12 protein-coding genes are annotated in these 13,024 nt (G+C 60.4%); 9 read left to right on the top strand and 3 right to left on the bottom strand.

Translation table 11 applies throughout. The features are described from left to right. Positions 1–112: 112 nt before the first annotated feature. The 3 genes from QMX86_RS14660 to QMX86_RS14670 all read left to right on the top strand — a co-directional run bounded on the left by QMX86_RS14660 (position 113) and on the right by QMX86_RS14670 (position 2,700). Entirely contained in the window at positions 113–1,708 is a 1,596-nt protein-coding gene (locus tag QMX86_RS14660) for a GMC family oxidoreductase (RefSeq protein ID WP_130929022.1), read from the top strand. Between the two features lie 115 nt (positions 1,709–1,823). Further along, on the top strand, positions 1,824–2,303 hold the full coding sequence (coaD, locus tag QMX86_RS14665; RefSeq protein WP_003229157.1) for a pantetheine-phosphate adenylyltransferase: 480 nt from the start codon (positions 1,824–1,826) through the stop codon (positions 2,301–2,303). A 145-nt stretch (positions 2,304–2,448) separates the two neighbouring features. Then, on the top strand, positions 2,449–2,700 hold the full coding sequence (locus QMX86_RS14670; protein WP_003195146.1) for a YfhL family 4Fe-4S dicluster ferredoxin: 252 nt from the start codon (positions 2,449–2,451) through the stop codon (positions 2,698–2,700). A gap of 151 nt (positions 2,701–2,851) precedes the next feature. Here QMX86_RS14670 and QMX86_RS14675 read toward each other — a convergent pair whose 3' ends face one another. Genes QMX86_RS14675 through QMX86_RS14685 form a run of 3 tightly spaced genes read right to left on the bottom strand, consistent with a single transcriptional unit; the run spans position 2,852 to position 4,869 of the window. After that, on the bottom strand, positions 2,852–3,175 hold the full coding sequence (locus tag QMX86_RS14675; RefSeq protein WP_076564452.1) for a multidrug transporter: 324 nt from the start codon (positions 3,173–3,175) through the stop codon (positions 2,852–2,854). 56 nt (positions 3,176–3,231) lie between these two features. Beyond that, entirely contained in the window at positions 3,232–4,044 is an 813-nt protein-coding gene (gene mutM / locus QMX86_RS14680; RefSeq protein ID WP_016772703.1) for a bifunctional DNA-formamidopyrimidine glycosylase/DNA-(apurinic or apyrimidinic site) lyase, read from the bottom strand. Positions 4,045–4,056: 12 nt separating this feature from the next. Continuing rightward, entirely contained in the window at positions 4,057–4,869 is an 813-nt protein-coding gene (locus tag QMX86_RS14685; RefSeq protein WP_160769650.1) for an HDOD domain-containing protein, read from the bottom strand. A gap of 228 nt (positions 4,870–5,097) precedes the next feature. Here QMX86_RS14685 and QMX86_RS14690 point away from each other — a divergent pair, with 228 nt between their 5' ends. The 6 genes from QMX86_RS14690 (at position 5,098) to ilvD (ending at position 12,818) form a co-directional block, all read left to right on the top strand. Continuing rightward, positions 5,098–5,637: a type 1 glutamine amidotransferase domain-containing protein gene (locus QMX86_RS14690; RefSeq protein ID WP_071172203.1), complete on the top strand. Its 540-nt coding sequence runs from the start codon at positions 5,098–5,100 to the stop codon at positions 5,635–5,637. Between the two features lie 162 nt (positions 5,638–5,799). After that, positions 5,800–6,996 (top strand): class I SAM-dependent rRNA methyltransferase, encoded by a 1,197-nt coding sequence (locus QMX86_RS14695; protein ID WP_016772700.1) that lies wholly within the window; start codon positions 5,800–5,802, stop codon positions 6,994–6,996. A 451-nt stretch (positions 6,997–7,447) separates the two neighbouring features. After that, entirely contained in the window at positions 7,448–8,521 is a 1,074-nt protein-coding gene (locus tag QMX86_RS14700; protein ID WP_130928191.1) for a SagB family peptide dehydrogenase, read from the top strand. Beyond that, positions 8,518–9,495, top strand: coding sequence for a diiron oxygenase (locus tag QMX86_RS14705; protein ID WP_071172201.1), 978 nt, complete (start codon positions 8,518–8,520; stop codon positions 9,493–9,495). The genes QMX86_RS14700 and QMX86_RS14705 overlap by 4 nt, the downstream gene beginning before the upstream one ends. Then, a complete protein-coding gene (locus tag QMX86_RS14710; protein ID WP_122748343.1) occupies positions 9,488–10,720 on the top strand; it encodes an MFS transporter in 1,233 nt (410 codons plus the stop codon). The genes QMX86_RS14705 and QMX86_RS14710 overlap by 8 nt, the downstream gene beginning before the upstream one ends. A 256-nt stretch (positions 10,721–10,976) precedes the next feature. Then, the gene (gene ilvD, locus QMX86_RS14715) at positions 10,977–12,818 is read left to right on the top strand and encodes a dihydroxy-acid dehydratase (protein ID WP_016772696.1); all 1,842 of its coding nucleotides are present in this window, start codon (positions 10,977–10,979) and stop codon (positions 12,816–12,818) included. Positions 12,819–13,024 lie beyond the last annotated feature (206 nt).

The raw sequence follows: 13,024 nt of genomic DNA on the forward strand, positions 1-13,024 counted from the left end.
AGCAGGCTCGCTCCCACATTTGAAATGCATTCCCCTGTGGGAGCGAGCCTGCTCGCGAAGGGGCCAGCCGCCACACACACCCGCATCCAGAATAATAAAGAGAACCTGACCGATGCCCGTACCCGATCCCTTCCGCGAAGGCCTCGCCCGAGGCTGGAAAACCTACAACGGCGCGCAACTGAGCGACGACCTCACCCTCGAAGCCGACGTGGCGATCATCGGCAGTGGCGCCGGCGGCGGCACCACGGCGGAGATCCTCAGCGCGGCCGGCTACAAAGTCCTTTTGATCGAAGAAGGCCCGCTGAAAACCAGTTCGGATTTCAAACTGCTCGAAGACGAGGCCTACAGCAGCCTCTATCAGGAAGGCATCGGGCGCATGAGCAAGGACGGCGCGATCACGATCCTGCAGGGCCGCGCGGTCGGCGGTACGACGCTGATCAACTGGACCTCGAGCTTCCGCACGCCCGAGCCGACCCTCGAACACTGGGCCAGCGAGCACAACGTCAAAGGCCATAGTCCGGCAGAGATGGCGCCGTGGTTCGAAAAAATGGAGCAGCGCCTCGGGGTCGCGCCGTGGATGGTGCCGCCCAATGCCAACAACGATGTGATCCGCAAAGGCTGCGAGCAACTCGGCTACAGCTGGCACGTGATCCCGCGCAACGTTCGCGGTTGCTGGAATCTTGGCTATTGCGGCATGGGCTGCCCGAGCAATGCCAAGCAATCGATGATGGTCACGACCATCCCGGCGACGCTGGAAAAGGGCGGCGAGCTGCTGTATCTGGCGCGGGTGGAGAAGCTGCTGATCAGCGGCGACAAGGTTACCGGCCTGCATTGCGTGGCGATGGACGAGCGCTGTGTCGAGCCGACCGGGCGCAGCATCAGCGTCAAGGCGCGGCATTATGTGCTGGCCGGCGGCGGCATCAACAGCCCGGCGCTGTTGCTGCGCTCCGACGCGCCGGATCCGCATGAGCGCGTGGGCAAGCGCACCTTTCTGCACCCGGTGAACATGTCCGCCGCGCGTTTCGCCGAGGTGGTCAATCCGTTCTACGGCGCGCCGCAGTCGATTTATTCCGACCATTTTCAGTGGAAGGACGGCACCACCGGGCCGATGGCTTTCAAACTCGAAGTGCCGCCGCTGCACCCGGCGCTGGCTGCCACGCTGCTGGGTGGTTTCGGCCGGGAGAACGCCCAGCACATGGCCGACCTGCCGCACACCCACGCGATGCTGGCGCTGCTGCGCGATGGCTTTCACCCGGACAGCAGCGGTGGCTCGGTGGAGCTGCGCGGTGATGGCTCGCCGGTCCTCGACTATCAGGTTTCGCAATACGCATGGGACGGTTTGCGCCGGGCCTTTCACGTCATGGCCGAAATCCAGTTCGCCGGCGGCGCGCAATCGGTGATGCCGATGCACGCCGACGGCCGCTATGTGAAGACACTGGCCGAGGCGCGCTCAATGATCGATGGATTGAGCCTGGAGCTGTACCGCACGCGACTCGGCAGCGCCCATGTGATGGGTGGTTGTGCGATGGGTGAAGATCCGCAAAGCGCGGTCGCCGACAGCCTCGGTCGCCATCATCAACTGCGCAATCTGTCGATTCACGACGGCTCGCTGTTCCCCACCAGCATCGGCGCCAACCCGCAGCTGTCGGTGTATGGCCTGACCGCGCAACTGGCGACAGCCTTGGCTGACCGACTGAAAAATCCATGAAAAAGCAGAATATTCCTATCGTCTATAGTGCTTTCTTACCCAACAGGCGACTTGGCCGACCGGGAAGGCTGCGATACCATCCGACTCCCCAACGGACTCCCGCCAGGACGACGCGATGAACCGAGTGTTGTACCCAGGTACCTTCGACCCTATTACCAAGGGCCATGGCGATCTGGTCGAACGCGCCTCGCGCCTGTTCGATCACGTGATCATTGCGGTCGCCGCCAGCCCGAAAAAGAACCCGCTGTTCCCGCTGGAACAACGGGTCGAACTGGCTCGCGAGGTCACCAAACACCTGCCGAACGTGGAAGTGGTCGGTTTCTCGACGCTGCTCGCGCATTTCGCCAAAGAGCAGAACGCCAATGTGTTCCTGCGTGGTCTGCGTGCGGTGTCGGACTTCGAATACGAATTCCAGCTGGCCAACATGAACCGCCAACTGGCACCGGATGTGGAGAGCCTGTTTCTCACGCCGTCGGAGCGTTATTCGTTCATTTCCTCGACGCTGGTGCGGGAAATTGCTGCGCTGGGCGGCGATATCAGCAAGTTCGTCCACCCGGCCGTGGCCGACGCGCTGACCCTGCGCTTTAAAAAGTAGGAGCTGCCGCAGGCTGCGATCTTTGCTTTTAAAGATTGCAGTCTCGTGCCCTTGATCGCCCCCGCGTGCACTGCGAGCGCCAATGCGGCACAATTGCGCGCATTGATTTATAGCGCCCGGGCCTGCCGCCCCGGCTGGAGTTAGCATGTCCCTGATCATCACCGACGATTGCATCAACTGCGACGTCTGCGAACCCGAGTGCCCGAACGCCGCCATTTCCCAAGGCGAAGAGATCTACGTGATCGACCCGAACCTGTGCACCCAGTGCGTCGGCCACTACGACGAGCCGCAGTGCCAGCAGGTCTGCCCGGTGGATTGCATTCCACTGGACGAAGCCCATCCGGAGACTGAAGAACAGTTGATGGAAAAGTACCGCAAGATCACCGGCAAGGCCTGATCACTTCAGCGCCTGTACCGAAGCCATCGCGGGCAAGCCCGCTCCCACAGAGTCTGTGGTGAAACACAAATTTGTGTGAACACCAAAACCCATGTGGGAGCGAGCCTGCTCGCGAATGGGCCATCAGCCACACCACTGAAACCCGATCAGCTCACTCGCGCTGCTCAAACCCCTCCCCTGTACACCCCAGACACCGCACAAACGCCGCTTTCGCCGGGTCGACCACCAGCGCCTGACCGGCATCGCCAACACCGCCGCCCAGTGCGGTAAACGGCAACGACACCACAAACGCTCCCGCACCGATCACCGTGGCCACCACCAGCAAAGGTCGGGCAATCAGCAGGTCGCCAAGCATGGCGTAGGCCGGGGGATTCTGAATGGTGTAACGCGGATCACCGCTGCCGGTTTCCGAGGCCTGAACGGCCAGGCTGGAACACAACAGCAGCGTGACGAAGAAGACTTGCAGGACTTTCATGGCACGATCCTTCGGGCTTAGCAGTAAGACTTCTCACTATAGACCGAAGGATTTTTTCAGGTCTGGCAGCGCGGGCAAAACACGCTGGCGCGCTGGCCGAGCTTAACTTCGCGCAATCCGGTGCCGCAGACCTTGCAGTGCTGCCCTCCCCGGCCGTAGACAAACAGTTCCTGCTGGAAGTATCCCGGCTGACCGTCACCGCCAATGAAATCGCGCAACGTCGTGCCGCCACGCTCGATGGCGGCGGCGAGGATGCGTTTGATCTCGATTGCCAGTTTCAAGTAACGCCCGCGGGAAATGCCCCCGGCTTCGCGGCGCGGATCGATGCCGGCGGCGAACAGCGCTTCGGTCGCATAGATATTGCCGACCCCGACCACCACCGCGTTGTCCATGATGAACGGCTTGACCGCCATCGAGCGCCCGCGTGACAGCTGGAACAGGCGCTCGCCATCAAACAGATCGGTCAGCGGCTCCGGCCCAAGGCGAATCAGCAGTTCGTGATTGAGCGGGTCGTTGCTCCACAGCATCGCGCCGAACCGTCGCGGGTCGGTGTAGCGCAGGGCCAGACCCGATTCCAGTTCGATATCGACGTGCTCGTGCTTCAACGCCGGCAACCCGGCCTCGACCAGACGCAGATTGCCCGACATGCCCAGATGGCTGATCAGTGTGCCGATCTCGGCGTTGATCAACAGGTACTTGGCGCGCCGCTCCACCAGCACGATGCGCTGCCCGGACAGGCGCACATCGAGATCTTCGGGGATCGGCCAGCGCAGGCGCCGGTCGCGGACGATGACCCGGCTGACCCGCTGGCCTTCCAGGTGCGGGGCGATCCCGCGACGGGTGGTTTCGACTTCCGGCAGTTCAGGCATGGTGTCCTCGGATCAATGCGCGCCGAGGTCGCGAATCGTTTGTTTGAGTGTTTCGAAGTCGTAGTCCGACAGACCGACGTAATCGAGCACCAGCGGGCCCACCGCGCTCCACTCGAAATCTTCGCTCTGGTTGCCCAGCACGCGATAAGAGGCGCAGATGTGCTCGGCCATTTTCAGAATCGCCAGCAAATTTTTCAGCTGGCTGTTCTTCGACGATTCGTCGCTGAAAATCGCCAGCGCGTTGTGGTGGTTGGCGATGGCGGCGCTGACATGCTCCGGCAGGCGCCAGGACTTGGCGGTGTAGTAACCGACCACGGCGTGGTTGGTGTTGAACACACGGTTTTCCGTATCGACCACGCGGCATTCCGGGCTGGCGCTGGCGTAGGCCTCTTCCAGCACGGTCATGTAATTGGGGAAACGCTGCAGCATCAATGGCACGCCGCAATCGTGGAACAGGCCCAACGCATAGGCTTCGTCACCGGCCTGGGTGCCGATGCGCTTGGCCAGGGTCAGGCAGGTCATCGCCACATCCTGCGCGGTGTCCCAGAAACGGTTGAGGGTGACGATGGTGTCGTCGTTCATCTCGCCCTTGATCGACTGCGCGTTGATCAGGTTGATGATCGAACGGCTGCCCAACAGGTTCACCGCACGCTGGATCGAGGTGATCTTGTTGCTCAGGCCGTAATACGGCGAGTTGACGATTTTCAGCAGCGCGCCGGACAGACCGGGGTCCTGAGAGATCAGTTTGGCGATCACCTCCAGGTCCGGGTCGGGCATGTACTGCTCCATTTGCAGATCCACCATGATCTGCGGTTGCGCCGGCACACTGATGCCTTGCAGCGATTGTTGAATCTGTTCGGTGGTCAGCTCTTGGGACATAAGTACACACTCCGGGGCAGGCGGCGATTCTAACCGCTGAAACCGCAGGGCGACACACCGATGGGCACATCGCCGGAACTTTCATCTGTGCCCAGGCTTCGGAATCTGTAGGGCGCATCGGACCTCAACGGTTCGCTGCGAAGGCAAAATCTCCACAGACTCAGGAGCTTACCGATGGCAACTTCCCTCAATGGCAAACGCGTCGCTATTTTGGTTACCGATGGTTTCGAACAGGTCGAAATGACCGGCCCCAAGGATGCCCTGGAGCAGGCCGGCGTGCAGGTCGATATCCTTTCCGCCGAGGCTGGCACGGTCAAAGGCTGGAACCATGACAAACCGGCGGACGACTTCCCCGTCACCAACACTTTCCAGGCTGTGAGCGTCGATCAATACGATGCCGTGCTGCTGCCCGGCGGTGTGCAGAATTCCGACACCATCCGTATCGATCAGGATGCTCAGCATCTGGTCAAGACTGCCGCTTCGGCGGGCAAGCCGATTGCCGTGATCTGTCATGGCAGCTGGCTGCTGATTTCCGCAGGGCTGGTCAATGGCAAGACCATGACCAGCTACAAAACGGTCAAGGACGATCTGGTCAATGCCGGGGTCAACTGGGTCGACCAGGAAGTGGTCAAGGACGGCAACCTGATCAGCAGCCGCCAGCCGGATGATGTGCCGGCGTTCAGTCAGGCCCTGATTGACGCACTGGCTGCGTAAGCGCCGAAATCCTTTCGCGAGCAGGCTCGCTCCCACAATGGTTTGGTGTTCACCTGTGGGAGCGAGCCTGCTCGCGAAGGCATCATCAGCGTTTCATCGCATCCTCAGCCCTGCGCAAACCTCAACACGCTATACTCCCGCTCTTTTTTCCGGAGCGACGTCATGTCCCTGCCTAGCCTGCGCCTCAAAGCCAACGCCGACCGTCGCCTGCGCAACGGCCACTTGTGGGTCTACAGCAACGAAATCGACGTGGCCGCCACGCCTCTGCACGGCTTCAAGGCCGGCGATCAGGCGGTGCTCGAAGCCGCTGGCGGCAAGCCGTTGGGCATCGTCGCCATGAGCCCGAACAACCTGATCTGCGCGCGCCTGCTGTCGCGCGACATCAAACTGGCCCTCGACAAGTCGCTGCTGGTGCATCGCCTGAATGTCGCACTGTCGTTGCGCGAGCGTCTGTTCGACAAGCCGTTCTATCGTCTGGTCTACGGCGACTCCGACCTGCTGCCGGGTCTGGTGGTCGATCGTTTCGGCGACATTCTTGTGGTGCAGATCGCCTCGGCGACCATGGAAGCGCATAAAGACGACGTGATCGCCGCGTTGACCCAGGTGCTCAAGCCAAGCGGCATCCTGTTCAAGAACGACTCCGCCGCCCGCGACGCCGAAGGCCTCAACCGCTACGTCGAAACCGTGTTCGGTCTGGTACCGGAATGGGTCGCGCTGGAAGAGAACGGCGTCAAGTTCGAAGCGCCGGTCATTCAAGGGCAGAAAACCGGCTGGTTTTACGATCACCGCATGAACCGCGCGCGCCTGGCACCCTACGCCAAGGGCAAACGCGTACTTGATCTCTATAGCTACATCGGTGGCTGGGGCGTGCAGGCCGCTGCGTTCGGCGCCAGCGAAGTGTTCTGCGTCGACGCCTCTGCATTCGCCCTCGACGGCGTCGAGCGCAACGCCGCGCTGAACGGCTTCGCTGACAAGATGACCTGCATCGAAGGCGACGTCTTCGAAGCCTTGAAGGAACTCAAAGCCAGCGAAGAACGCTTCGACGTGATCGTTGCCGATCCGCCGGCCTTCATCAAACGCAAGAAAGACATGAAGAACGGCGAAGGCGCCTACCGTCGTCTCAACGAGCAAGCCATGCGCCTGCTGACCAAGGACGGCATTCTGGTCAGTGCTTCGTGCTCCATGCACCTGCCGGAAGATGATCTGCAGAACATCCTGCTGACCAGCGCCCGTCACTTGGACCGCAATATCCAGATGCTCGAGCGTGGCGGTCAGGGTCCGGATCATCCGGTGCATCCGGCCATCGCTGAAACCCGTTACATCAAAAGCATCACCTGCCGTCTGCTGCCCAACAGCTGATTGCGCTTGAACACCGGGGAGCCACTGAGCTCCCCTTTTTTTTTGCGCGCCCTCCCCCCGTTTTTTTCACACTCGACATGAGTGCCCTGCCCTCTTCCTACAACTTCTTTCTCGCCGCCTTGCAGGAAGTTTCGTCATGCCTGTAAAACATGGAAATTAAACCTACACAGTAAGCCTCCTGCAAAAGATCACTCCGACAAAATTACTGGAATATTCCTACTTAATATCCGCTTGCCAATATTCGATTACAAACTAATATGAAGTTGTCGCAACGAAGCGACTCAACTACCAACGAACAAGGAGTTCACATCATGAAAACCATTTATCTCGAAACAGACAAACTCGCCAACCTGGCCTTTCTGGTTGCAGCCACCGGCCGCTAAGTAGCCTGGACGCCGGAGAGTGCCGGCACTCTGGCGTCCATCAGACTTTTCCTGAGTGATCTGAACCCATGTATATCAATCCTTTTCTTTTTATATTGCCGCGCCCGCCCGGACAAGTAGTCTGGAACTACAAGAACCACACTCAACACGAACTTGATCTTGAATACTCCCATCGCCTCGCCAGCCTTATACACAACCCTGATATATTTGACCCCAATAACATAATAGATAGACAACTTCTGGACGCAGGCATACTAACAACTTCAAAAATAGACACCCCGGATTGGGGCTGGGATGAACTATCGAAGATTTATCACATCGGCACACAAAATATACCTTGCGCACATACGCCTCGGAATATTCACGAGTGGTCCAGGCAATATCTGGCGCACTGCAGCGAAGTGCTGGCGAAGCCAGAACCTGCAGACACCCGGGCGCCGCGATCAGTGCAGCCCTTGATTACCCTGCCCGTACCGGGCGCCATTAATCATGACAGCCTGACTCAGGCCCTGATGAGGCGCAAAACCTGTCGTTCCTACACCGGTGCCGCGGTGACACTGAACGAGGTCGGCACGCTGCTCTATCTGACCCTTGGCTATCTTCCCCCGCGCGAAGATGCCCACGCCGATCCGGTCGCGCCGGGTCTCGAGGCCCGCCGGAGCTGCCCGTCCGGCGGCGGATTGAACGCCTGTGAGGGATTTGTCCTGGCGCAAAATGTCAGCGGGCTGGAACCCGGCATCTACGCCTACCACCCTGCCGAACACGCTCTGAGTCGGATCAATGCGCTGCCGGATCCGGAACTGGGCCAATTGCTCGGCGGCCAGCACTTCATCAACAACCTGCCGCTGGGCGTGTTCATCACCGCCAGGTTTGATCGTCTCTGGTGGAAGTACGAACACTCGCGCGCCTATCGCATGGCATTCATCGAGGCCGGTCATCTCTCGCAAACCTTTCAACTGGTAGCAACAACGCTGGGGCTGAACACCTGGCTGACCGGCGCATTTGCCGATGCACAGGTTGAAATCCTGCTCGGCATCGCCGGCAGCGCCGAGCAACCGCTGTTCTTTGTCGGTTGCGGCGAAAGCGATGGTCACACCATGTGCCAGGAAATGCGTGATCTGCTCAGCGGAGCACAGTCATGATTCCCACGGCGATGGACGAGAGCGAAGCCCCGGTGTCATGGTCGCTGAAATTCACGCTTCCAGACTGGGAGAGCCGTGCATCGGTACGCAGCAGTACCCATGACTACCGTTTACCGGGCGATGTCGAGCAGCAATTGCAAACCCGCTACTGGTTCCCCCCGGCCTTCGTGCCCTATCTGGCGCATCCGGCCATCCAGGCCAAGGGTCGCGAAACCCTGCACCGCCTTACCGCCAATCATCTGGTGTATTTCCTCGATTACACCACCCTGCTCGAACACCGCATCGTCAACCGCGCCGTGGAAGTCATCGCGCACCGCGAACTGCCCATCTACATACCGCTGCCGATGAAACATGCGGCACTGCAGCTGTATACCGACGAGGGCTACCACGCGCTGTTTTCCAACCAGATTGCCGAGCAGATCGCTGCGTATTACAGCATCACCCGGCGTCCGGTCATTCCGAAGCGAATCAGCCGCATGAACGCCTTGATCGCGCGCACGCCGGAGAAAAACCGCGCTCTGGCCTGGTTCCTGCTGGGATTTGTCTCGGAAACGATCATTGCCCGCGAGTTGCTGGAGGTCTGCCGCGACACGCTGGTGTCCAGCGTGAACGACATGCTGCGTGATCACCTTGCCGACGAAGCCCGGCACAGCCGTTATTTCGCCGAAGCCTTCCATTATTTCTGGATTGCGATGAACAGTCGTCAGCGCCTGTTCGCCAGCAAGACCCTCGTGGAGATCATTTCCATCTTCTTCGAAGCGGATGAAAGCTGGCTGCAACAAAGCCTGCGTTCGGCCGGTATCGCCGAGATCGACGTGATGGAGATTGTCGGCAGCACGGTAACGGTGCAGGCCAACCGCGCTCGTGCACGCGCTGGCTGCAAGCCTACTGTGGAGGCCCTGCACAAGGCCGGCTTCTTTGCATTGCCCCATAACCAGACACTCTTCGCCAAAGCAGGATTGATCGATGGATAAACACAGCCGTGCAACCACCCGCCGACAGCAGCGCGGAGCAATCAGCCTGCTGCTGGCGATGATCCTGCTTGGCGTGTTTCCGCTGGATGTGCTGCTGCCTTCCTTTCCGGCATTGGCAGCCCACTTTGGCCGATCGTCAAACGACATCGCCCTGTCGATCAGTCTGTTTGCCGTGGGCATCGCATTTGCCCAGTTATTGATCGGCCCGTTGTCCGATGTGATCGGGCGCAAAGGTCTGCTGCTTGCCGGCATGAGCGTGTCGCTGCTCGGCGCACTGGGCTGCGTGCTGAGCAATGACTACACGCTGTTCCTGATTTTCCGGGTGATGCAGGCGCTGGGATGCGGTTGCTTCGTGCTGTCCCAGGCACTGGTGCAGGATCTGTTCGAAGGCAACGAGCGTGATCGCCTGCGGATCCTGATGGTCACCGCCACGGGCATCTTCATTTCGGTATCACCATTGGCGGGCACGTTTCTGCAGGCCACGCTCGGCTGGCGCGGCAGCTTCTGGGTGTTCATCGCCTTGGCCGCCGTGGTTCTGGTGAAGACGTGGCGGCTGCTCGATAACAGCCGGCCCGTTCAGAATGGGCCACATGGGGGTTTCATAAAGCCCTACAGATTGGTGCTGAGCAATTTCGAATTCGTCGGCTGCTGGCTGATTTCCGCATTCGCTTTCGCCTGCCACTTTTCCTTCATTGTCATTTCCCCGCTGATCTTCATGGAGCAGCTGCAGATGGCACCTTACGATTTCGCCTTGATCCTGCTGATCTACGGCGCCGCCTATGTCTTTGGCGGCCTGTTCGCCAGCGTGCTGAATCGGCATATCAATGCGCAACAGCAGATTTTCACCGGGCTGAGTCTGATCCTGCTCTCGGGGCTGGTGATGCTCTATCTGGCGGCCAATCATGATCTGTCAGCGGCGACGGTGCTGATTCCGATGCTGATCTGCACGGTGGGCACGACCATTTCAAGACCACCGGCCACCTCCCGCGCCATGAGCCTGTTCGCCGAAAATGCCGGCGCATCGGCGTCCGCCGGCAGCACCATCATCTTTATCTGTGGCGGGCTGGTCAGCGCCTTGATCAGCCTCGGCCCGGCCAACCTGCAAGCGACGCTGGGTTACGGCTTCGTGGTGCTGAGCGGCGTATCGCTGTTGCTCAACAGCGTGATTGGCCGTCGCGTCAGCAATCTGCGCAGCAATCCGGTGATGCCGGGAGGCGACCACTGATCCTGCCAGTCGTCATCCCGCGTGCCTCTTCAACGGGGGAACAACGCTTTGCGCCATTCCCTCGCGACGCCAGCGGTGTAGAATCGCCTCATTCATCGCCATTCATCCCCGGCGGGTTTATGAGCTCAGGCTGAGACCAGCGGCGATCCCGCAACGTCATCGGCAGCTTCCGGACACACGGCCATTTTTCGGGTGTTTCAGAGGTCAACAGAAGCTCACTCCCCTTTAGTACGTGATTAGCCGCCCGGAGTGCTCCATGCCAGATTACCGCTCGAAAACATCCACCCACGGCCGCAACATGGCCGGCGCCCGCGCACTGTGGCGCGCCACCGGCATGAAAGATGACGACTTCAAGAAGCCGATCATTGCCATCGCCAACTCGTTCACCCAGTTCGTCCCGGGGCATGTGCACCTGAAGGACCTGGGTCAACTGGTCGCCCGCGAAATCGAACGCGCCGGTGGCGTGGCCAAGGAATTCAACACCATTGCTGTCGATGACGGCATTGCCATGGGCCACGACGGCATGCTGTATTCGCTGCCGAGTCGCGAGATCATCGCCGACTCCGTCGAGTACATGGTCAATGCCCACTGCGCCGACGCCATCGTGTGCATTTCCAACTGCGACAAGATCACCCCGGGCATGCTGATGGCCGCGCTGCGCCTGAACATCCCGGTGATCTTCGTTTCCGGTGGCCCGATGGAAGCGGGCAAGACCAAACTCGCTTCCCACGGCCTCGACCTCGTCGACGCCATGGTAATCGCCGCCGACTCCAGCGCTTCTGACGAGAAAGTCGCCGAGTACGAGCGCAGCGCCTGCCCGACCTGCGGTTCGTGCTCCGGCATGTTCACCGCCAACTCGATGAACTGCCTGACCGAAGCACTGGGTCTGGCCTTGCCGGGCAACGGTTCGACTCTGGCTACCCACAGCGACCGCGAACAGCTGTTCCTCCAGGCCGGTCGCACCATCGTCGAGCTGTGCAAGCGTTACTACGGCGAGAACGATGACTCCGTGCTGCCGCGCAACATCGCCAACTTCAAGGCGTTCGAAAACGCGATGATGCTCGACATCGCCATGGGCGGTTCGACCAACACCATCCTGCACTTGCTCGCAGCCGCCCAGGAAGCCGAGATCGATTTCGACCTGCGCGACATCGACCGTCTCTCGCGCAGCGTGCCACAGCTGTGCAAAGTCGCACCGAACATCCAGAAGTACCACATGGAAGACGTGCACCGCGCCGGCGGCATTTTCAGCATCCTCGGTTCGCTGGCCCGTGGCGGCCTGCTGCACACCGACCTGCCGACCGTACACAGCCGCAGCATGGAAGAAGCCATCGCCAAGTGGGACATCACCCAGACCAGCGACGAAGCCGTGCATCACTTCTTCAAGGCAGGCCCTGCGGGCATTCCGACCCAGACTGCGTTCAGCCAGTCGACCCGTTGGGAAACCCTCGACGACGACCGTGAAAACGGCTGCATCCGCAGCTTCGAGCACGCCTATTCGAAAGAAGGCGGCCTCGCCGTGCTGTACGGCAATATCGCGCAGGACGGCTGCGTGGTGAAAACCGCCGGGGTTGATGAGTCGATCCACGTCTTCGAAGGCAACGCGAAGATTTTCGAAAGCCAGGACAGCGCCGTGCGCGGCATCCTCGCCGACGAAGTGAAGGAAGGCGACATCGTCATCATTCGCTACGAAGGCCCGAAAGGCGGCCCGGGCATGCAGGAAATGCTCTACCCGACGTCCTACCTGAAATCCAAAGGCCTGGGCAAAGCCTGCGCGCTGCTCACCGACGGGCGTTTCTCTGGCGGTACTTCCGGCCTGTCGATCGGTCACGCTTCGCCAGAGGCTGCGGCCGGTGGCGCGATTGGTCTGGTGCAGGATGGCGACAAGGTGCTGATCGACATTCCGAACCGCTCGATCAACCTGTTGGTCAGCGACGAAGAACTGGCGGCACGCCGCGCCGAGCAGGACAAGAAAGGCTGGAAACCGGTCGAGGTGCGCCCACGCAAAGTGACCACCGCCCTCAAGGCCTACGCCCTGCTGGCGACCAGTGCAGATAAAGGCGCGGTGCGCAACAAGGCGATGCTCGACGGGATTTGAGGCAGCTACAGCTGCAAGCTGCAAGCTGCAAGCTGCAAGCTGCAAGCAAAGGTGATCGTTCCCACGCTCTGCGTGGGAACGCCTCAAGGGACGCTCCGCGTCCAGTGACGCGGAGCGTCACGGGCTGCATTCCCACGCAGAGCGTGGGAACGATCAAATAAGCGCCAAGCTGCAAGCAAGAGCCGCCTTGCTTTTTCTTGCGGCTT

It is taken from the genome of Pseudomonas sp. PS01270, assembly GCF_029959775.1.
In the GTDB taxonomy this organism is placed as follows: Bacteria; Pseudomonadota; Gammaproteobacteria; order Pseudomonadales; family Pseudomonadaceae; genus Aquipseudomonas; species Aquipseudomonas atacamensis.